The organism is Bradyrhizobium sp. CCGB01 (assembly GCF_024199795.1).
Taxonomy (GTDB): Bacteria; Pseudomonadota; Alphaproteobacteria; order Rhizobiales; family Xanthobacteraceae; genus Bradyrhizobium.
This window is the reverse complement of record NZ_JANADK010000001.1, coordinates 1,428,027-1,448,491: the sequence shown is the minus strand read 5'-3', so window position 1 is coordinate 1,448,491 and position 20,465 is coordinate 1,428,027. Positions and strand designations below refer to the sequence as shown.

At 64.7% G+C, this 20,465-nt stretch carries 23 protein-coding genes; 9 read left to right on the top strand and 14 right to left on the bottom strand.

Going from position 1 to position 20,465, the window contains the following annotated elements; all coding sequences use genetic code 11:
- Positions 1–347 precede the first annotated feature (347 nt).
- Positions 348–2,084, top strand: coding sequence for a gamma-glutamyltransferase (gene ggt, locus NLM25_RS06550; RefSeq protein WP_254136468.1), 1,737 nt, complete (start codon positions 348–350; stop codon positions 2,082–2,084).
- A gap of 16 nt (positions 2,085–2,100) precedes the next feature.
- Here the strand turns inward: ggt and NLM25_RS06545 are convergent, their stop codons facing one another.
- The 9 genes from NLM25_RS06545 to NLM25_RS06505 all read right to left on the bottom strand — a co-directional run bounded on the left by NLM25_RS06545 (position 2,101) and on the right by NLM25_RS06505 (position 7,456).
- Entirely contained in the window at positions 2,101–2,811 is a 711-nt protein-coding gene (locus NLM25_RS06545; protein ID WP_254136467.1) for an SDR family NAD(P)-dependent oxidoreductase, read from the bottom strand.
- A 41-nt stretch (positions 2,812–2,852) separates the two neighbouring features.
- The gene (locus NLM25_RS06540) at positions 2,853–3,620 is read right to left on the bottom strand and encodes a serine acetyltransferase (RefSeq protein WP_254136466.1); all 768 of its coding nucleotides are present in this window, start codon (positions 3,618–3,620) and stop codon (positions 2,853–2,855) included.
- A 92-nt stretch (positions 3,621–3,712) separates the two neighbouring features.
- The gene (locus tag NLM25_RS06535; RefSeq protein WP_254136465.1) at positions 3,713–3,889 is read right to left on the bottom strand and encodes a hypothetical protein; all 177 of its coding nucleotides are present in this window, start codon (positions 3,887–3,889) and stop codon (positions 3,713–3,715) included.
- Between the two features lie 226 nt (positions 3,890–4,115).
- Positions 4,116–4,607 carry a DUF2852 domain-containing protein gene (locus NLM25_RS06530; RefSeq protein WP_254116146.1) on the bottom strand — a complete coding sequence of 164 codons (492 nt, stop codon included), beginning with the start codon at positions 4,605–4,607 and terminating at the stop codon, positions 4,116–4,118.
- A 121-nt stretch (positions 4,608–4,728) separates the two neighbouring features.
- Positions 4,729–5,469, bottom strand: coding sequence for a TetR/AcrR family transcriptional regulator (locus NLM25_RS06525; protein WP_254116145.1), 741 nt, complete (start codon positions 5,467–5,469; stop codon positions 4,729–4,731).
- A 125-nt stretch (positions 5,470–5,594) separates the two neighbouring features.
- Positions 5,595–5,960, bottom strand: coding sequence for a YciI family protein (locus NLM25_RS06520; RefSeq protein WP_254136464.1), 366 nt, complete (start codon positions 5,958–5,960; stop codon positions 5,595–5,597).
- A 51-nt stretch (positions 5,961–6,011) separates the two neighbouring features.
- Positions 6,012–6,416: a YciI family protein gene (locus tag NLM25_RS06515; protein WP_254136463.1), complete on the bottom strand. Its 405-nt coding sequence runs from the start codon at positions 6,414–6,416 to the stop codon at positions 6,012–6,014.
- A gap of 131 nt (positions 6,417–6,547) precedes the next feature.
- A complete protein-coding gene (locus tag NLM25_RS06510; protein ID WP_254136462.1) occupies positions 6,548–6,964 on the bottom strand; it encodes a YciI family protein in 417 nt (138 codons plus the stop codon).
- A gap of 126 nt (positions 6,965–7,090) precedes the next feature.
- A complete protein-coding gene (locus NLM25_RS06505; RefSeq protein WP_254136461.1) occupies positions 7,091–7,456 on the bottom strand; it encodes a nuclear transport factor 2 family protein in 366 nt (121 codons plus the stop codon).
- Between the two features lie 309 nt (positions 7,457–7,765).
- Between NLM25_RS06505 and NLM25_RS06500 the strand changes: the two genes are divergently transcribed.
- The 5 genes from NLM25_RS06500 to NLM25_RS06480 all read left to right on the top strand — a co-directional run bounded on the left by NLM25_RS06500 (position 7,766) and on the right by NLM25_RS06480 (position 12,519).
- Entirely contained in the window at positions 7,766–9,430 is a 1,665-nt protein-coding gene (locus NLM25_RS06500; protein ID WP_254136460.1) for a PAS domain-containing methyl-accepting chemotaxis protein, read from the top strand.
- 265 nt (positions 9,431–9,695) lie between these two features.
- Entirely contained in the window at positions 9,696–10,484 is a 789-nt protein-coding gene (locus NLM25_RS06495) for an SDR family NAD(P)-dependent oxidoreductase (protein ID WP_254116139.1), read from the top strand.
- A gap of 141 nt (positions 10,485–10,625) precedes the next feature.
- Entirely contained in the window at positions 10,626–11,063 is a 438-nt protein-coding gene (locus NLM25_RS06490; protein WP_254136459.1) for a hypothetical protein, read from the top strand.
- Between the two features lie 196 nt (positions 11,064–11,259).
- Positions 11,260–11,712, top strand: coding sequence for a hypothetical protein (locus tag NLM25_RS06485; RefSeq protein ID WP_254136458.1), 453 nt, complete (start codon positions 11,260–11,262; stop codon positions 11,710–11,712).
- A gap of 423 nt (positions 11,713–12,135) precedes the next feature.
- Positions 12,136–12,519 carry a hypothetical protein gene (locus NLM25_RS06480; RefSeq protein ID WP_254136457.1) on the top strand — a complete coding sequence of 128 codons (384 nt, stop codon included), beginning with the start codon at positions 12,136–12,138 and terminating at the stop codon, positions 12,517–12,519.
- A 107-nt stretch (positions 12,520–12,626) separates the two neighbouring features.
- Here NLM25_RS06480 and NLM25_RS06475 read toward each other — a convergent pair whose 3' ends face one another.
- From NLM25_RS06475 to NLM25_RS06460, 4 genes are all read right to left on the bottom strand, one after another.
- Complete coding sequence (locus NLM25_RS06475; protein ID WP_254116135.1) at positions 12,627–13,040, bottom strand: VOC family protein; 414 nt, start codon at positions 13,038–13,040, stop codon at positions 12,627–12,629.
- A 31-nt stretch (positions 13,041–13,071) separates the two neighbouring features.
- A complete protein-coding gene (locus NLM25_RS06470) occupies positions 13,072–13,608 on the bottom strand; it encodes an SRPBCC family protein (protein ID WP_254136456.1) in 537 nt (178 codons plus the stop codon).
- Positions 13,609–13,795: 187 nt separating this feature from the next.
- Entirely contained in the window at positions 13,796–15,091 is a 1,296-nt protein-coding gene (locus NLM25_RS06465) for an RNA polymerase sigma factor (protein ID WP_254136455.1), read from the bottom strand.
- Positions 15,088–15,456, bottom strand: coding sequence for a YciI family protein (locus NLM25_RS06460; protein ID WP_254116132.1), 369 nt, complete (start codon positions 15,454–15,456; stop codon positions 15,088–15,090). The genes NLM25_RS06465 and NLM25_RS06460 overlap by 4 nt, the downstream gene beginning before the upstream one ends.
- Positions 15,457–15,599: 143 nt before the next feature.
- Here NLM25_RS06460 and NLM25_RS06455 point away from each other — a divergent pair, with 143 nt between their 5' ends.
- The gene (locus tag NLM25_RS06455) at positions 15,600–16,565 is read left to right on the top strand and encodes a glyoxylate/hydroxypyruvate reductase A (RefSeq protein ID WP_254136454.1); all 966 of its coding nucleotides are present in this window, start codon (positions 15,600–15,602) and stop codon (positions 16,563–16,565) included.
- Between the two features lie 331 nt (positions 16,566–16,896).
- The gene (locus NLM25_RS06450) at positions 16,897–18,864 is read left to right on the top strand and encodes a methyl-accepting chemotaxis protein (protein ID WP_254136453.1); all 1,968 of its coding nucleotides are present in this window, start codon (positions 16,897–16,899) and stop codon (positions 18,862–18,864) included.
- A gap of 174 nt (positions 18,865–19,038) precedes the next feature.
- Here NLM25_RS06450 and NLM25_RS06445 read toward each other — a convergent pair whose 3' ends face one another.
- A complete protein-coding gene (locus tag NLM25_RS06445) occupies positions 19,039–19,689 on the bottom strand; it encodes a TetR/AcrR family transcriptional regulator (RefSeq protein WP_254136452.1) in 651 nt (216 codons plus the stop codon).
- Positions 19,690–19,819: 130 nt separating this feature from the next.
- Here NLM25_RS06445 and NLM25_RS06440 point away from each other — a divergent pair, with 130 nt between their 5' ends.
- Entirely contained in the window at positions 19,820–20,464 is a 645-nt protein-coding gene (locus NLM25_RS06440; protein ID WP_254136451.1) for a glutathione binding-like protein, read from the top strand.
- Position 20,465: the final 1 nt, after the last annotated feature.

The following is a 20,465-nucleotide window of genomic DNA, read 5'->3' as shown; positions in this document are numbered from 1 at the left end:
ATGGGGGCCGGCGGAGGCGGGACAGGATGCCGCGTGGCGCTGCCGGGTAAGAGGGCTGCCGGCCACGAGCGAGGTCGGTTCCCTCCCCCCTTGCGGGGGAGGGTTAGGGAGAAGGGTTCCCACGGGGATTCTCTCTGAGACGAAGATCCCCGGCGCAGAATGAACACCGTTTCCTGGGCCACCCCTCTCCCCCGCCCTCCCCCGCAAGGGGGGAGGGAGCGCAGAGTGCGGCTTGGCGGGCATCGAGCGTCACCACTCCTCCTGCTCCCCCAGCGCCCGCGAGCTGATAGGGTCCGTTCGCGGACAACAACGTGCCGGCATCACCGGCCAGCCCTAGGGAACACCCCATGCCGAAACCACAGACACATGTGCAGTGGATGACCGCTGCGGTCGTATCGATCTGCCTGGTCGCATCCAGCCCCGCGCGCGCGGCCTCGGTTGCGCCGGTCGCGGCGGAAAACGGCATGGTGGTGTCGGCGCAACATCTGGCGACCCAGGTGGGTGTCGATGTGCTCAAGCGCGGCGGCAATGCCGTCGATGCCGCGGTGGCCGTCGGTTACGCCCTGGCCGTCGTCTATCCGGCAGCCGGCAATCTCGGCGGCGGCGGCTTCATGACCATCAATCTCGCCGACGGCCGCAAGACCTTCCTCGACTTCCGCGAGACGGCGCCCAAGGGCGCGACTGCCAACATGTATCTCGACAAGGATGGCAACGTCATCAAGGGCATCTCGACCAAGGGACATCTGGCCGTGGGCGTTCCAGGATCCGTCTCGGGCATGGAATATGCGCGCGAAAAATACGGCACGATGAAGCGCGCCGAGCTGCTCGCCCCCGCGATCCAGCTCGCCGAACAGGGCTTTGCGCTGGACCAGGGCGACATCGACCTACTGCGCACGGCAACCGACGATTTCAAGGACGATCCCGCATCGGCCGCGATCTTCCTCAGGGACGGCCAGCGATTCGGTGTGGGCGACCGGCTGACGCAGTCCGAATTGGCGAAGACCCTGCGCGAGATCAGCAGCAAAGGCACCGACGGTTTCTATAAAGGCTGGGTCGGCAGCGCGATCGTGGCTTCGAGCCAGGCCGGCAAGGGCCTGCTGACGCAGGACGACCTCGATGGCTACAAGACCCGCGAGCTCGCCCCGGTCGAATGCGACTATCGCGGCTACCACGTGATCTCCGCGCCGCCGCCGAGCTCGGGCGGCGTCGTCATCTGCGAAATCCTGAATATCCTGGAGGGCTATCCGCTGAAGGAGCTGGGCTACCACTCTGCGCAGGCCGTGCACGTGCAGATCGAAGCCATGCGCCACGCTTACGTGGACCGCAACAGCTACCTCGGCGATCCGGACTTCGTGAAGAATCCGCTCGACCGCCTCCTCGACAAGGGTTACGCGACCAAGATCCGCGCCGTGATCGATCCGAACAAGGCTGGCGTCTCCAAGGACATCAAGCCGGGCGTTGCGCCCCATGAGGGCAGCAACACCACGCATTATTCAATCGCGGACAAGGACGGCAACGCCGTATCGGTGACTTACACGTTGAACGACTGGTTCGGCGCCAAAGTGACGGCGGCCAAGACCGGCGTCCTGCTGAACGATGAAATGGACGACTTCACTGCCAAGGTCGGGGTGCCGAACCTGTACGGCCTCGTGCAGGGCGAGGCCAATTCCATCGCTCCCGGCAAGCGGCCGCTGTCCTCGATGAGCCCGACGATCGTCACCAAGGACGGCAAGACAGTCATGGTGGTGGGGACGCCCGGCGGCAGCCGCATCATCACGGCGGTCTTGCAGACCATGATCAACGCGATCGATTACGGCATGAACGCGCAGGAAGCCGTCGACATGCCGCGCATCCACCAGCAATGGCTGCCGGACCTGACCAACGTCGAGAACTATGCCCTATCGCCGGATACGCAAAAGATTCTGGAAGGCATGGGCCACAAGTTCGGGCCGCCGCAGCCGGCCAATCATCTGGCAGTCATTATCGTCGGCGCACCATCGCTCGACGGCAAGCAAGTCGGCAACAATCGCTACTATGGCGCCAACGATCCCCGCCGCAACTCGGGGCTCGCCGCCGGGTATTGAGAGAACGCGCGATGCCCTACCATTTCTCCTTCGAGGTCCGCACATCGAGCTCGAAGGACCAGGCGCGTTCGGGCTGGCGGTAGAGGAAGGCGAAGGCATCGACGATGCCCTCGATGTCGATCAGGCTGTCCTCGCGCCCCGCCGCGTCCGGAAAGCGCGTAAAGATCTTGTCGCCGGCGATGGCGCCGTCGACCACGACATGGCCGACATGGATGCCGTCGCTCGCGTATTCCTTGGCCATGGCCTGCGCCAGCGTGCGCACCCCCGCCTTGGCCGAGTTGAAGGCGCCGTAGCCGGAGCGCCCGCGCAGCGAGGCGCTGGCGCCGGTGAACAGCAGCGTTCCCGTCTTCTTCGGTACCATGCGGCGCACCGCCTCGCGGCCGAACAGGAAGCCGCCGAAGCAGACCACGCGCCAGGCCTGCTCGAAATAGTCGGCCTCCATCTCGATGATCCTGCCCGGCGTGTTGTTGCCGGCGTTGTAGATGGCAAGGTCGAGGCTTTCGCCTGCGGCATCGAACAAGGCGGCGATGTCGCGCTCGCTGGTCGCGTCGGCGACGACCGGAACGGCAGCCCCGCCCGCCTTCGTGATGTCATCTGCAACCGCCTGCAACGCGGACAGCGTCCGGCCCGCGACAATCACCTTGAGTCCCTCTGCCGCAAAGCGCTTGCAGAGCCGGGCGCCGAGCCCGCGGTCCGGTCCGACGCCGATCACGATTGCCGTCTTCATTGCACGTCTCCGAAGGTTGAAAGCTGATGATGGTGAGCGGGTCAGGCCGCCGAGGCAGGTTCGGGGCAATTGGTCAGACGCGCGGGATTGCCGACGGCGGTGCAGCCGCCGGGAACGTCTGATGTGACGACCGTGCCGGCGCCGATCTTCGCGAAATCGCCGATGCCGATGTCGCCGAGAATGGTCGCGCCGGCGCCGATGAAGACGCCGCGGCCGATGCGAGGCGAGCGCGTCGGCAGTTCACCATCGCGGCCGATGCTGACATTCTGGAGAATGGTGACCTCATCGCCGATCACCACATTCGCACCGATCACGATGCCGGTGGCGTGGTCGAGATAGACTGACGACCCGATGTGGGCGGCCGGATGAATGCTGACCTGCAAGACGTTCGAGGCCTCGTTCTGAAACAGCAGCGCCGCGTCGCGATGGTCATGACGCCAGAGCCAGTTCGAGACACGCCAGGCTTGCAGCGCGACGTAGCCCTTGAAGTGCAGGAGCGGCGGCAGCAGGTCGGCGATGGCGGGATCGTGGATCGCGATCGCCCGCAGGTCGCGGGCGGCCGCTGCGATCAGGCCCGTCTCCTCGCGAAAGGCGTCGCTCGAAAAAGCCGTGAAGCGCGCACGCTCCGGCGCGCCACCACCAAGCCTGCGCCCGATCAGATCGGCGAGCGCAGCGGCAAAATCGTCATGGACGAGGATGGCATCGGCAACGGCTCTGCCGAAGACGGGGTCAGCCGCCGCAGCACGCTGCGCTTCGTCGCGGATCGCCTGCCAGAGGCCGTCGCCCGCCATGATCGCAGCTGTTGCCATCGTCGCCTCCGCTCGGCCTGCACCGGCAGATATAGGCGGTCCGCATGGAGACGCCAGTCAGGCCGACGGGATGGACCTCGTGCCAACGGGTTCTAAGGCGCCTGCTTTTCCCGCGCACCGGCATGGACCACGCCGCAAAAAGCCTGCCGGCCCGGACAGGGGCCAAAATGGCAGTCGGGATCGGCCGCGCATCCGCCATAGACGATGCCGATGTAGCCCAGCACCGCGAAAGCGGTCACGCCAAGTAGCAAGCGGGTCCAGATATCCATGATACGCTTTGTCCAGGCATGAGCTGCGCCAGCCGACGATACACCACCCGCACGTCTTGGTGTCGGATCGCCTTGGTGTCGGATCGCCAGCGATCGGCTCTCTCCGCCCTCCAAAACCAAACCGCCCGCCTGCGGGTTGCGCAGGCGGGCGGCTCGGGGCCATCAGGACTTTGGGGGCATGCGCCTGAAGGCTTTGAGATCTCGACCCAGATCAGCCTTTCTCAGATCAACCTTGCGGCTGGTCGGTCGGCGGCGGGGTCGGACGCGTCTTGTGCTGGGCCATGAACTGGTCGAACTCTTCCTTGTCCTTGGCGTGACGCAGACGGTCGAGGAAGTTCTTGAACTCGACCTGCTCTTCCTCGAGCCGGCGCAGCGTTTCAGAGCGATACTCGTCGAAGGCACGGTTGCCAGAGGTCGGCGGGCCGAAACCAAAGCCGAAGCCGCGGCGCTCCATCCGATCACGCATGCGGTCCATCTTGTACTGCATCCGCTCCATCTTGTTCTGCCAGCGATCCTGATTGCTCCAGCACGACATTCTTCTGCTCCCGAGTGTGAAAAAGAGAAGGGCAAGTCCGATCGGCCACCAGATGATGAAGCCGAGGATGGTCACGGCGATCCAGCCGGGATGCCACGGAGTGTCCAGCATGCGGGGACGCTCGTATTGTTGGTATTGATCCGAAGGGCCGCGCCATCGATTGACATCAGCGGTGTAGGCCATTTCCCATCTCCATCACGGCACCAGCGCCGTTGTGAATGTAAATAACATTTACATAGCTAGACCATCCCGCGATTTTGTCAAGCTGACCGCCTGACACGCCCGCGTGATTATTTGCGCAATTTTATTTCGGCTTGCCCCAGGGCCCGCCGGGCGGCACGCCAGAACCGGAGGATGCCTCCGGTGGCACCGGGGGCGGCTGAGGGCTTTTCGCCGGAGGACGGCGGTCAGTGGGGAAGCCGAGACCGCGCAGATAGATCAGCACCTCGGCCTCTAACAGCTCATCCGGCGACATCGGCAGTTTTCGCCGCGCGGCGTCGCCGCGTGAGAACAGCGAGGCCACGCCGTGCGCCATCGACCAGATGTGCAGCGCCATCATCATCGCCGGCGGGCGCGGCGTGCCGGGCGGCGCGAGCGCGGCAAGCCGTTCTGCCGCGGCGCGAATGATGTTGAAGGCGCGTTCACTTGCGGCCTGCAGCGCCGGATTTGAATCGACCGGCACGCCCGATTCGAACATCGCGTTGTAGAAAGCGGGCTCCTCGCGGGCAAAGGCGAGATAGGCCTTGCCGACGCGCTCGAACGCCGTGACCGTATCCGGGCGGCCGTCGTCCCAGGCCGCGGTCAGGCGCTGCTCGAACTGCTCGAAGCCGCGCTGTGCGATCGAGGACAGCAACTCGTCGCGGTCGCGGAAATGCCGGTAAGGCGCCGCCGCGCTGACGCCGGCCATGCGCGCGGCATCGGCGAAGGTGAAGCCGGCCGCGCCCTTCTCGGCGATCAGCCCGAGAGCGGCCTGCAACAGGGCTTCCTTCAGATTGCCGTGGTGATAGCCGCGCTCGGCGCGGCGCTGCTCCTTGCGCCAGCTCATGTGAACGGCTTTTACATGAGCCGGGCGCGAAGGTCACTAGCGGGAATGGGGTGTGATTAACCCGTACTCTCCCGGTCAGCCGGGCCGGTGCGTCGGCATCGCGCCCGGAAACGACCTCACCGAGGCTACATTTGCGGAATTGCCAGCACGGGCATGACTTCGACCGCCTCGCCGGGAAAGATCGCAAAATGCGGATGGTTCTCGAACAGCTTGGCAGCTTCCTCCTGCGAGGCAGCCCGCACCACCGTGAAGCCGGTCAACGCATTGCTGATCTCGGCGATGCCGCTTCCGTCGATCCTGCGGGTCTTGCCGAGCGGACCGCCCAACTCGACGATGACGGCCTTGTGCTTCTCGACCCAGCCATGCCAGGCGGCCATGCCCTCGCGCTCCTTTGCCTTGCGCTCGGCCTCGGGCATCGCTTGCCAAGCCTTCATTTTCGCCCCGCTCATGCTCCCGAGATAGACGGCGAGGAATTTGTGTTCGGCGCTCATGGGTATCTCCTGAGGTTGATAGGTTGAAAGTCGGGGCAGCGGTTCTCTCGTTTACTTCTTCAGATCATCAAAACCGGCGGCGGCTGCCTGCACCTCCGGCGGAAAGTCGGCCATTTCCTGCACCTGCCGGATCTCGATGACCTCGTTGGCGGAGGCCGGGCACTTCTTCGCCCAGGCGATCGCCTCCTCGCGCGAGGCGACCTCGATCATCCAGTAGCCACCCAGAACTTCCTTGGCCTCGGCAAAGGGACCGTCGGTCACGATCGGCTCGCCGGTCGCGAACGAGACGCGCGCTCCCGTCGACGGCGGATGCAGGCCGTCGAGCGTGATCAGCACGCCGGCATCCTTCAGCGCCTCGTTGTAGCGCATCATCGCGGCGACGCGTTCGGGATCGAGCTGCACGTCCGGCGGCGCGGTCTCGTAGCCGAGCGGGATCATCAGCATCATGAATCGCATGGGGTCCTCGTTGCTCTCGTCATTCCGGGCGCCGCGAAGTCGCGAGCCCGGAATCTATTCATCCACCATCACTGCCGACCGATGGATTCCGGGCTCGACCCTCCGCGTTGCCCCGGAATGACGGCCGAAAGCTATTTCTTTGCCGCGTAGGCGCGGGTGCGCTCTTCCTGCTCGCGCAGCTCGGGCGTGAAGGCTTCGCCAAAATCCTCGGCCGCGAACACCTGGCGGATCTCGATCTCGGCGCCAGCCTCGAACGGCGCGCGCTTCATCCAGGCGATCGCCTCGTCCAGCGAGGCGGTCTTGATCAGCCAGAAGCCGGCGATCAGGTCGGGGGAGATGTCGAACGGGCCGCGGGTGACGCTCGCCTCCGGCGCGCCATACTTGACGCGGGCGCCCTTCACCGTCGGATGCAGACCCTCGCCGGCCTGGATCACGCCGGCCTTGGCCATTTCCTCGTTGAACTTGCCCATGGCCGCCAGCATCTCGGTGGACGGCATCTTGCCGGCCTCCGTGTCCGGATTCGCCTTGACGATCACCATGAAACGCATCGCGTGCTCCCTGATATTCTCTTCGGTCGCGGGCCGATCCGGCCCTGCTCCCCTGTAAGACGAACGAGGTTTTAAGATACCGACAGGGGCGCGAAAATTATTTCGGAGGTCATTGTTCCAAACGCATCAGCGCGGCTGCGGCGCGAACCGGCCATCCTGGAAGGCCGCACCGAAATAGACCTCGATGCGGCGGACCTTGCCGCCGGCGAAGGTGAAGAATTCCGTGTTGCGAAAGCTCCTGCCATCTGTCGCCAGGCAGAGATAGGTGACGAAGGCCTCGTCGCCCCGGACGAAGATCCGCTCGATGTCGTGCCGCGCGATCCAGCCGGTGTCCTTCCAGCAGCGCTCGAAATAGGCCGCCTTGTCGAGGTCGTCGTCGAACGGACTGGTGAAGCGGAAATCGTCGACCAATGCGTCGGCGACCCGTTGCCGGTCGTTGCCGAGATAGGCGGCGAAGAGGTCTCGAATCAGGTGCTCGCGGTCGTCGGTCATCCTGGTCTCCTCTGCGACATCTGGAAGACGACACATGCGCGACCTCGCCGACATTTCCGGCGATGCGGTGCGAAAAATAATTGAATCGATTCCGTACAAATACGGCTCGCGCACGGATCGCTCTATGAATCTCGCTGTGCATATGGATCGAGAATGCACGTGCATTGAGGGATGTAGCCTCGTCACGTGAAGCTACGGAACCAATGCAGAGCCCTGCAAGGGTTTACGGTTGCTCAAGAAGCCTGTGCAACTTTTTTGATCAGGTGCGCGATCCCGTCGATTCGCCGGCAAACAATTGCGGAGCAACACGTGTTCAATTTTCAGAACAAAAAAGTCAGGCACGCGGTCGCAGAAGTCGAGGCGCTCGATCGCTCGCAGGCCGTGATCGAATTCGGCCTCGACGGCACCATTCTCGATGCCAATGAAAATCTTCTCAAGATGAGCGGCTATTCGCTCGCCGAGATCAAGGGCAAGCATCACAGCATCTTCGTCAGTCCGGCCGAGCGCGAGAGCGCCCGCTACCGCGACTTCTGGGCCAGCCTGAACCGCGGCGAGTTCCAGACCACGCAATACAAGCGCTTCGGCAAGAACGGCAAGGAAGTCTGGGTCCACGCTTCCTACGCGCCGCTGCTCGACGAGAGCGGCAAGGTGGTCAGCTTCATCAAGTTCGCCACCGACATCACGGCGTACAAGATCAAGACCATGGAAGACTCCGGCAGGATCGCCGCGATCAACCGCGCGCAGGCCGTGATCGAGTTCAACATGGACGGCACCATCGTCAGCGCCAACGAGAACTTCCTGGGCGCGATGGGCTACTCGCTCGACGAGATCAAGGGCAAGCATCACAGCATGTTCGTGACGCCCGAGGACCGCGCGAGCCCGGCCTATGCCGCGTTCTGGGCCAGACTGAACCGCGGAGAGTTCGAGGCGGCCGAGTACAAGCGGCTCGCAAAGGGCGCCAAGGAGATCTGGATTCTCGCGACCTATAACCCGATCCTCGACGAGACCGGCAAGCCGTTCAAGGTGGTGAAGTTCGCAACCGACATCACCGCGCAGAAGATGAAGGCGGCCGACAATGACGGCCAGCTCGCCGCGATCCAGAAGTCGCAGGCCGTGATCCAGTTCAACATGGACGGCACGATCCGCACCGCCAACGAGAATTTCCTCGCCGCGATGGGTTACGCGCTGGCCGAGATCAAGGGCCGGCACCACAGCATGTTCGTGGAGCCGAACGAGAAGAACTCGGCGGCCTACCGCCAGTTCTGGGAAACGCTCAACCGCGGCGAATACCAGGCCGCCGAGTACAAGCGGATCGCCAAGGGCGGCCGCGAAATCTGGATCCAGGCGTCCTACAACCCGATCTTCGACCTCAACGGCAAGCCCTACAAGGTGGTGAAATACGCCACCGACATCACCGCGCAGGCGATCGGCCGCAAGAAGGCCGAAAACGCCCGCGGCCTGATCGACGCGGTCGCGGCCGGCAGCGAAGAGATGAGCGCTTCGATCCGCGAGATCTCAGTGACCATGACGAAATCGCGCGAGAACTCCAAGGTCGCGACGAGCCGCGTCGAGGCTGCCGACGGCCAGGCACAGCGGCTGAACGCCGCGGCGCAGGCGATGAGCGGGATCGTCGAGATGATCTCGGGCATCACCGGCCAGATCAACCTGCTCGCGCTCAACGCCACGATCGAATCGGCGCGCGCAGGCGAAGCCGGGCGCGGCTTCGCCGTGGTGGCCTCGGAGGTGAAGAGCCTCGCCAACCAGGCCAAGCAGGCCACCGACACGATCTCCACGGAGATCGCTGCACTGAACACCATCGCCGGCGACGTCGTGGCTTCGCTGACCGCGATCAAGGCGGCGATTGCCGGCGTCAACGAGTTCATCGCCTCCACCGCCGCCGCGGTCGAGGAGCAGAGCGCGGTGACGTCCGACATGTCCTCCAACATGCAGCGCGCGGCAGCGGAGCTGTCGTAGGCAGTCTCTCCTTCTCCGTCATCCAACCGCGCAGGGGCTGTCGCTGGAGGCGCTCACACTGCAAAGCAGCGTGAGCCACGAAGCATGAACCGGCTCGGTCCGTGGCCGTCGCCCTTCGAGGCCGCTTCGCTGCCGCCTCAGGGTGACGGTTCAAACGCGTGAGCGTTCCGCTGCATCGGCAAGGGCCTTTCTCCCCCGGACAAAAGCGCAGTAAAAGGAGCGCGTGCTCACGCACGCCCCTCTTGGATTCAGGACAGATTAGCCCATGCCCGCCTCCCCGCAGAAAGTCGCCCTCGTCACCGGAGCCGCGCGCGGCATTGGACTTGCGGCCGCAAAGAAGTTTTTGGCCGAGGGCTGGCGCGTGGCGCTGCTCGACATCGAGGGGGAGCTGCTCGCCAGGGCCGTGGCTGATATCGGCCAAGGCGAGGCGACGCTGGCGCTGACCTGCGACGTCTCGGACACGCAAGCGGTCGCCGCTGCGATGAAAACGGTCGAACAGCGCTTCGGTCGGCTCGATGCTCTCGTCAACAATGCCGGCGTCGCCGTGTTCGCGCCAGTGCTGGAGACCAGCGACGCCGACTGGAACAGGATCATGGCGGTCAATCTCACCGGCCCGTTCCTGTGCACCAAGGCTGCCGCGCCGCTGATGCGCGAGCAGGGCGGCGGCGCCATCGTCAACATCACCTCGATCTCGGCGGTGCGCGCCTCGACGCTGCGTTCGGCCTACGGCACCAGCAAGGCGGGCCTTGCGCATTTGACCAAGCAGCTCGCGGTCGAGCTCGCCTCGCTCAACATCCGCGTCAACTCCGTCGCGCCGGGGCCGGTCGACACCGCGATGGCGAAGCAGGTGCACACCAGGGAGATCCGCGCCGACTATCACGACGCCATTCCGCTCAACCGCTACGGCCTGGAGGAGGAACTCGCCGAAGCGATCTACTTCCTGTGTTCGGAGCGTGCGAGCTACATCACCGGCCAAACTTTGGCCGTTGATGGCGGCTTCGATGCGGCTGGCATCGGCCTGCCGACGCTGCGTGGCGAACGGCGGAACGGATAGAACCTCGTAGGGTGGGTTAGCACTGCGGCTGCGCGAAGCGCGAGCCGCTGGGCGTAACCCACCTCTTTTCACGCCGCACGAAAGATGGTGGGTTACGCCTTCGGCTAACCCACCCTACGAAATCGAGTTCGTGGAGCGTTCATGCATCGCACGACCTTCCTCAAAGCCCTGACCCTCGCCATCGCGCTGCTCGCCGCCACGCCCGCTATGGCCGAAATCCGCATCATCCAGTCGCCGGGCGGGCAGGTCGGGCCGTTCCTCGATCTGTTCGAGAAGGTCCGCGAGAGCGGCGAGCGCGTGGTGATCGACGGTCCGTGCCTGTCCGCCTGCACGCTGGTGCTGAGCATCGTGCCGGGCGAACGCATCTGCGTCACCAAGCGCGCGGTACTCGGCTTCCACGCGGCGCGTTCGGTCGACCGGCGCGGGCGTTTTTATGCCGAGCCGGAAGCTTCCGACGCGGTGCTTGCCGCCTATCCCGGCCCGGTGCGCGACTGGATCAGCCGCCACGGCGGCCTCTCGTCCAGATTGCTTGTGTTGAAGGGCCGCGATCTTGCGGCGATTTATCCACGCTGCCGCTGAGCAGCAGCCGGCCGCCAGCCCCGTGACCGGGTTGAATCCGCCGCTGTCCGGCGATTAGGCAGTTTTGCAGAATTCCGACGGTCCAGGCGCGGAATCCGCTCAAGCGCTTCGCAACGCCTGCCCAATTTACGCGGTTTCCGGCTTTTTGCGACCGTCTATGATGATGCCGTCCAGATTGAGGCCGCCCGGAGGCGCGATGGCCGAGTTGCCGTCACAATCTAAGCAGTGGTCGCAGACTAGGATGGTTCCGCTTTTTCAGGATGACTCATTTTCAAACGGGTCGCAGGCCGTGCAGCCCCTCGATTTTCGCTACCGCCTGTCGGACCAGGGACGCATCGTCCTTGGCCAGCTGAGCTCCGAGGAAACCGTCGAATTCGAATTGCTGTCGCGGCGCGACCGCGAGGGCCTGATGGACCTGCCGTCCGAGCTGCGGCTGCTCGAACTCTATGTGAAGTATATCGGCGTGAAATATATCGCCTCGGGCGCAGGGGCCACGCTCACTCCACCGGAGCCCGCATCGCAGGCGAGCGGGCCACTCCAGCGGCGGAGGCCGCCGCCCGCGCGAGCGGCACGGCCGCGCGACTACATCCTTTCGATGATCGTAATCGCAAGCGTCAGCTTCACGCTCATCGCGTTGCTCATCGCCTAGGCAAGCGCCACGGCGCAATTGCGCCGGATACGCATTTCGTCAGGCCTAGTAGAACCTCTGGATGGTCTGCGCCAATTCCAACGTCGCGCAGATCAGCATTCCCCAAAGTGCGAAATTGATTTGTAGCGCCGCCACCATCGGTCGCTCCCCTTCCAAGTTACGCCCACCCCAGTTTGTAGAATTTATGAAGAAATTATTAGCGATTCTGTCCGGGAGTTCACAGCCTAATATTTCGCCAGTTGTTGTGCGATGCGATCAGGACCATTTCACGAAGCGGCCTCACTGCTCTCGCAATGTGATGCGACAGCACGATTCCATATTGGGCCCACCGGCCACGTCGTTTCCCTTAGGTTCCATTTAACGGCGCGATGCAAGCTTCCGCACGCGGAGTTTGCGTGTCGCGTACCGCACCAAGGGTCCGGCATGATACGATACCGCTTCGTCTTGCTCGCTTTTTGCGCAACACTCATGGGATGCGCGGTGGCGCACGCGCAGGAGCGCCGACCGATCGCATGGGACGGCCTCGGCCAAGACCCGAACAAGCACCCGAACAAGCATCCGAACCACGCCCCTCAGCGTTCCTCTGTCACAAAGCAGAGTGCAGCGAACCCGACGCCTGCGCCGGACGATCCCAATCAGGAGCGGGAAAGAGTGCTCGGCACCTTGCGCCCGTACTCGGAAGCGTGGTGGGCAGTCCGTGACGAAATAGAAGCCGAGAACGACAGGCAACTCGGCACGAAACTCATGATCTGCCCGCGCTGCGTTCAGTCGCCGCCGAGCGAAGACGCGACCGGATCGGTTCGATGAGAGAGCATACAGCCGACCGGCCGTGTGGCATGACGACGTCATAAGTGGCCCTCTCCCGCAACAACGGGAGAGGGATCGCGGCTTGTCGCATCAGGCGGTAGCGCCTGTCACATTCCCTCGGCCGGGCAGTTCACCATCCAGGGAATCCCGAACTTGTCGACGCACATGCCAAAACCCTTGGCCCAGAACGTCTTGCTGTAGGGCATGGTGACGGTGCCGCCGTCGGCGAGCGCGTTGAATTTGCGCTCACCGTCCGCGGGGTCCTTGACCGTGAACGAGATCGAGAAGCCCTGCGGCTTGCTGAAATGCTCAGGCGGGACATCGGAGGCCATCAGCACACTGCCGTCGGGCAGCGACATCCGCGCATGCATGATCATCTTCTCGCGGCCGGGCGCGGCGGGCATGTCCGGCGGCGCGTCCGACGACCGCATCAGCGCGTCGATCTTGCCGCCCAAAACCTTGGCGTAGAAGTTGAACGCGGCTTCGCAGGTGTCCTGATAGAACAAATAGGCATTGAGCATCGTCTCTCTCCTTCTTCGCTTCTTGTGGGCGTTACTTCTCGGTGAGCTTCTTCAGGCTGGCGAGGCCGGCCTCAAAGTCCTTGCCGATCATGCTGTCCATGTTGATGAAGACCTGCATCACCTTGGACATGAACGGGGCCGGACCATACATCGCCCATGTGACCAGTGTGGCATCGCCTTGCGGCACAAAGGTGAACTCGGCGGTGTTGTGGCCTTCGAACGGACGCTCGAAATCGAGCTTGATGCGGAGCTTCGACGGCGTGCTCGCCTCGAGGATCTCCATATGCCCGGCGCCGACATTATTATTGCCGTCCCACGCATAGGTCGCGCCCTTTCCTGCCGCGGTTCCGCCGAAGGTGCGCTTCATCGCGGGATCGCGGTTCTCATAGGGCGACCAGCCGGTCCAGCGATGGAAATCGGCGACTTGCGGATAGATCGCATCGGCTTGCGCCTTCACGGCGAGCGACCGCTCGACGCGGAACGTATCGGGTTTTGTCGACGCGAAGACGAGGATCGCGGCGATGCCGACGGCAAGCACGACAGCAATGATGGAAATGGCTTTCAGCATGAATGGCTCCCTGGATACGGGCTAAGGACGAACGGGGCGGGCTGGGGCCGACAAATGACGGAGTGATTTTTTGATCGTCATTCCGGGGCGGTCCGCGGGACCGAACCCGGAATCTCGAGATTCTCAGGTGCGCAATTGCGCACCATAGTCTGGTCCTTCGAACCATCCCGGAATGACGGCTTCGCCGTCACTTCGCCTTCGCGCCTTGCCTTGCGTCGGCGCCCTTCGGCTGACTGTCCCTGATCAGGCGATCGATGTGCATGCGGATATGGGCGGCTTCCGCCGAAGTATTGGCGAGGGCGATGGCGCGGTCGAAGGCGACGCGGGCTTCGTCGTTACGGCCGAGCTGCATCAGGAAGGCGCCGCGCACGCCGTAGAAATGGAAGTAGTTGGCGAGCTTCGGCGCCAGCGGCTCGATCAGCTCGAGCGCCGCTTGCGGCCCGCGCACCTTGGACACCGCAACCGCCCGGTTGAGCGTCACCACCGGCGAAGGCTGCATCACCTCCAGCGCGCCGTAGAGCAGGTCGATCTGGGTCCAGTCGGTCTCCTCCGGCGTCGCCGCACGGGCATGCAGCGCGGCGATCGCGGCCTGGATCTGATAGGGACCGCTACGGCGATGCCGCATCGCCTTGTCGATCAGCGCGAGGCCCTCCGCGATCATGGTGCCGTTCCACAGGGTGCGGTCCTGGTCGTCGAGCAGGATCAGCGAGCCATCCGCGGCAAAGCGCGCGGCGCTGCGGGCGTGCTGCAACAGGATCAACGCCGTGAGGCCCATGATCTCGGGCTCGCTCTGGAACAGCCGCAGCAGCAACCGCGCCAGCCGGATCGCTTCCTCGCAGAGCGGCTTTCGGATCTCCGCGGTGTCGCCGCTCGCCGAATAGCCCTCGTTGAAGATCAGGTAGATCATGGCGGCGACACCGGCGAGCCGCTCGGAACGCTCGATCGCGCCGGGCGCTTCGAACGGCGTCCCGGCTTCGGCGACCTTGGCCTTGGCGCGCGTGATGCGCTGCTCCATCGCTGCGTCCGAGACCAGGAAAGCGCGCGCGATCTGCTTCACGGTGAGACCGGAGACGATGCGCAGCGCCAGCGCGATCTGCTGGGTCGCCGGCAGCTGCGGATGGCAGCAGATGAACATCAGCCGCAGGATGTCGTCGCGGTAGTGCGAACCGTCGAGCCGCTCGGCGAGCGCGCCTTCGGCGTCGTCGAGATCGGAGATGGCCTGGTCGTCTTCCGGCAGCGGCTGCTGCTTGCGGGCGCGGCGCACCTCGTCGATGGCGACGTTGCGGCCAACCATGATCAGCCAGGCCGCGGGATCGCGCGGCGGCCCGTTCTGGGGCCAGGTCTTGAGCGCACGCAGGCAGGCGTTCTGGAAGGCTTCTTCGGCGGTGTCGAGATCGCGGAAGTAGCGCAGCAGCGCGCCGACCGCCTGGGGGCGCGCCGAGGTCAGCGCGGTCTCGATCCAGGCGGTATCGGTCTCGCTCACGTCAGATTTCCTCCGGGCCTGAACACGCCCACAGGCCGCACCTCATAGGCGCCGCCGGGATTGGCAGCGCCAAGGTCGCGGGCAACGTCGAGCGCGTCGTCGAGGTTCTTGCAGTCGACGATGTAGAAGCCGAGCAATTGCTCCTTGGTCTCTGCATAGGGGCCGTCGAGCACCAGCGGCGGGTCTTCCTTGCGCAGCGTCGCCGCCGCCGTGGTCGGCAACAGCCGCGCCACCGGGCCGAGCCGGCCCTGCTGTGTGAGCTTGTCCTGCACCACGGCGAGCTTCTTCATCACGGCCTCGTCCTGGTCCTTGCTCCAGGAGCCGACGAAGTCCTCGTCGTGATAGCAAAGGATCGCATAAAGCATGGGCAGTACCTTCCTGAACGCTTGTCTTGAAGACGATCCACTATGCATCGCCCCGACAGGGCTGCGGAAAAAATTTGCGAGAAAATTCCGTCGGATCGTGCCAAGGAGAGCCTTCAAGAGCGGAACCCGACGAGGCAATTCGAATGAGCAAAGGCACACTGGCCGTCCTGATCAACAGCACGCAGCAGAACTGGCTGCCGGAGCGCTGGAAGGCCCGGTTCGATGCGGTCTGCGGCGGCCGCCGCGTGGTGCTGCTGCCGGACTCCTCCATCGACCCGGCCGAGGTGCATTATGCCGCGGTGTGGAAGCCGGTGCCGGGCGACCTCGGCTCATTTCCGAACCTGCGTGCGATCTTCAATCTGGGCGCGGGCGTCGATGCGCTGATGGCGGACAGGAGCCTGCCTGATGTGCCGCTGGTGCGCGTCGCCGTGCCTGATCTCACCAACCGCATGACCGAATATGTCGTGCTGCACGTGCTGATGCACCATCGCCAGGAGCTTTACCTGCGGGATTCGCAGCGCGCAAAACGCTGGGAGCCGAAATATCAGTGGCCGGCGAGCGCGGTGACGGTCGGCGTCATGGGCTTGGGCACGCTGGGCGCCGATGCGGCCGACGTGCTGCGGCGGCTCGGCTTCCGCGTTGCCGGCTGGAGCCGCAGCCCGCGCAAGATCGAGGGCGTCGAGTGCTTCCATGGCACGGACGGAATGGATGCGTTCCTGCGCAAGACCGATATCCTCGTCAGCCTGCTGCCGCTGACGCCTGACACGCACGGCATCCTCAACCGCGACGTCTTCACCAAGCTCAACCGCAACAGCCCGCTCGGCGCGCCGGTTCTGATCAATGCCGGCCGCGGCGGCTTGCAGAACGAAGCCGACATCCTCGCCTGCCTCGACGACGGCACACTCGGCGCCGTCTCGCTCGACGTCTTCGTGCAGGAGCCGCAGCCGGCCGACAGCCGGTTCTGGACCCACCCCAAGGTGGTGCTGACGCCGCACAACGCAGCCGACACCGACGCGGATGCGATCTCGGCCTATGTCGCCGAGCAGATCGCGCGGTTCGAGGCGGGCGGGACGCTGGAGAACGTGGTGGACCGGGCGCGGGGGTATTAGGCGCCACGGTTGTCCGGAAGAGGCCCGCACACGCCCCACCCTCAGGTCGTCCCCGCGAACGCGGGGACCCATACCGCGTGATCTATCGATAGCGAGCGGTAGCAGTACCGAACGGCGAGTCGTCGCCAAAAACCTCCCCTGTGGCTATGGGTCCCCGCGCCCCGTGCGCAATTGCGCACTAGGCGGGGACGACAGCTTTGTTTTGGCAGGCAATCCCGCTCACATTTGCGCCGCTAGCCCCCCACAACCACCCCGCGCCCCGTCCCGTTCACCCTCTCTTAGCGAGAAGTTGATAGGCGTTCTTAACCAACGTTCAAAGAACGAGTCGGACATGCGGGCGAGCCTCGGCCTCAGGATGCGGATCACGGTTGCGCTGGCGGTGACGGCGGCGGCGACCGCGCTGTTTGCCGTCCTGGGCGCGATGTGGATCATCGCCGGGATCATCGACCGGGCCGACCAGAGGGAGCTGCGCAGCCATTACGATGCCTTGCAGTCGCGCATCGCCGAAGAATCGTACCGCGCCGCCGCGATGAGCGCGGTGGTGGCCGCGATGCCGGCGACCCAGGAGGCGATGGCCAAGCAGGATCGCGAGACGCTGGTGCGCCTGTTCGGGCCGGTGTTTGCTGCGACCAAATCCGATTACGGCGTCGATCAGTTTCAATTCCATGTGGCGCCGGCGACGTCGTTCCTGCGGGTGCATCAGCCCGCCAAATTCGGCGACGACCTCTCCGGCTTCCGCAAGACCGTGGTCGTCGCCAACCAGGACCGCAAGGTCGTGGTCGGCCTCGAGGGCGGCGTCGCCGGGCTCGGCATCCGCGGCGTCGTGCCGATCGCGCAAGGGACCAAGCATCTCGGCAGTGTCGAATTCGGCCTGACCTTCGGCCAGCCGTTCTTCGACGACTTCAAAACCAACCGCCATGTCGACGTCGCCTTCCATCTCGCCGACGGCTCGGGCTTCAAGCTGTTCGGCGGTACGCTGAAGGGCAAGAGCTTCTTCGAGGCAGCCGATTACAGCCGTGCCGCCGAGGGCAGCTTCACGGTGCGCCAGGCCAGGCTCGACACCACGCCGGTCGCCGCACTGCTCGGGCCGATCAAGGACTTCTCCGGCAAGCCGCTCGGCGCTGTCGAGCTGGTGATGGACAATGCCGATTACGAGGCGTCCGCCGACAGGGCCTGGATGCTCGCGATCGGCATCGCCGCGCTTGGGCTCGTGCTCGCCGCGATCGTCGGCTATCTCATCGCCCGCAGCATCTCGCGCCCGATCCTGTCCATCACGAACGTGATGCGCGAGCTCGCGGACGGACATCTCGACGTCGAAGTGCCCGCCAGCAAAGCCAATGACGAGGTCGGCGCGATGGTGAAGGCGGTCGCGGTGTTCCGCGACAATGCCGTGAGCTTTGGCAAGCTTCAGGCCGAGCAGCATGAGGCCAAGGCGCAGTCCGAAGCCGAGAAGCGCCGCGCCTTCGCCGCGCTCGCCGACAATTTCGAGGCCAGCATCCGCGACGTCGTCACCACGGTGTCCGCGGCCGCCGTCGAGATGGAGCACACCGCACGCTCGATGTCCGACATCGTCGAGCAGTCGCGCAACCAGACCCGCGCGGTCTCTTCGGCCTCGGCGCTGGCCTCGGAGAACGTGCAGACGGTCGCGGCCGCCGCAGAGGAACTATCCTCGTCGATGACCGAGATCAGCCGCCGGCTTGCGCATGCGACCGAAGTGGTCGGCAAGGCCGCGAGCGACGGACGGGCGTCGAATGCGCGGGTGCAGAGCCTCGCCGACGCCGCGCAGAAGATCGGCGACGTCGTCTCCTTCATCAACGGCATCGCCGGCCAGACCAATCTGCTCGCGCTCAACGCGACGATCGAGGCAGCGCGCGCGGGTGAAGCCGGGCGTGGTTTTGCGGTGGTCGCTTCCGAAGTGAAGGCGCTGGCAACCCAGACCGCGAAGGCGACCGAGGAAATCGGCGCGCAGGTGACGGCGGTGCAGGGCGAGACGACCGGCGCGGTGGACGGCATCCAGTCGATCTGCGCGACGATCCAGCAGGTCGACGAGATCTCGGCCGCGATTGCGGCTGCCGTCGGCCAGCAGGGCACGGCAACTCAGGAAATCGCGCAGAACGTCCAGCAGGCCGCGGCCCGCACCGGCGAGGTCTCGCAGAACATCTCCGGCGTCACCGCCGGCATCGCCGCGACGGGCACGGCCGCGGAGGAAAGGCTGGGCTCGGCGATCGAGCTGTCGAAGCAGTCGCAGCGGCTGCGGGACGAGGTCGATCGTTTCCTCGCGCAGATCCGCGCGGCGTAATTAGCCGGGATCGCGCGACGTTCTCAGTGTCGTCCCCGCGAACGCGGGGACCCATAACCACAGGGAGCAGTGCGACGCGAGACTGGTAACTCCGAGTCTTCGTAACCACGAAGGCCTGTGGTTATGGGTCCCGGATCTGCGCTCCGCTTCGCTGCGCTTGTCCGGGACGACAGCTCAGGCTTTGGCGCCAGAGCCCACCATCACGTCGATCGCGCCCTGCACGATCGCTTCGAGATCCTTGCGCGACACGCGGGCGCGCGAGCGGATGGCGATCGAGTGCACGGTCGATGACGCGACCTGCGCCAGCGCCGCCGGATCGGCGCTCTCCGGCAGTTCGCCCGTCTCCTTGGCCCGGCGAAAGCAATTCGTGAATGCCTTGTCGAGCTCGGTGAGCCCGTCGAGCACCATCGCGCGGATCTCGGGATCGCCGACGGCTTCGGACGCCGCGGTCACCACCGTGAAGCAGCCGCGCGGACCGGTCTCGCCGGACAGATAGATGTTCAGCGCGGCGGCGAAGATGCGCTCCAGCCGCTGGCGCACCGGCATCTCCTGGCGAAAGATCTCCACCATCGATGCGCGCGCTTCCTCGCGGTAGCGCTGGTAGCTCTTGATGTAGAGCTCGCGCTTGTCGCCGAAGGCGCCGTAGAGGCTCGGCCGGTTCATGCCGGTCGCTTCGCTGAGATCGTCCAGCGACGTCGCCGCAAACCCCTGCCGGCGGAACAGGTCGAGCGCCTTGCCGAGCGCGACGTCGGGCTCGTAGGCGCGCGGGCGACCGCGGCGCTTGGGTTCGTTGGCAGCAGCTGGCGGCTTCGCTTTTTGTACCATTTCGCAAATTAATCCTTGACCACCGATATATTATGCAAGATGGTACATAAATCAATCTGGCCAGGTTGAGCGACATTCCGAAAGTCACACGTGAAGAGTCACACCGAGGAATTGCCCAAGGAGGCCCAAGATGGATCTTTATTTCTCGCCGCTCGCCTGTTCGATGGCGACCCGCGTCGCGCTGTATGAAGCCGGCGCGGAGGCGAACTATCTCGAAGTCGATCCGCCGACCAAGAAAGTGCTGAACGACGGCACCGACTTCCGCACCGTGAACCCGATCGGCCTGGTGCCGACACTACGCACCGACGAGGGCGTGGTGCTGACCGAGAACGCGGCGATCCTGCAATACGTCGCCGACCGCTTTCCGCAGTCCGGCATCGGCACGCCGCCCGGCATCGATCGCACGCGGCTGCATCAATGGCTCTGCTTCATCGGCACCGAGCTGCACAAGGGCTTGTTCATCCCGGTGCTCGACCGCAAGGCGCCGCAGGAGGCAAAAGCCTACGTGCTGGAAAAGAACCTGTCGCGGCTCGACTATCTCGACAATTATCTGAAGGGGCGCGAGTTCCTGCTCGATCATTTCAGCGTCGCGGATGCCTATCTCGTCACGGTCATCAACTGGACCATGGCGACGCCGCCGATCGAGCTCGCCAAATGGCCGAATGTGAAGGCGTATTACGAGCGCCTGCGCCAGCGGCCGTCGGTCGCAAAGGCGATCGCGGAGGAGTTCGAGCTGTACAAGGCCGAGCAGGCGCGGAAGAAAGCCGCGGCTTAAG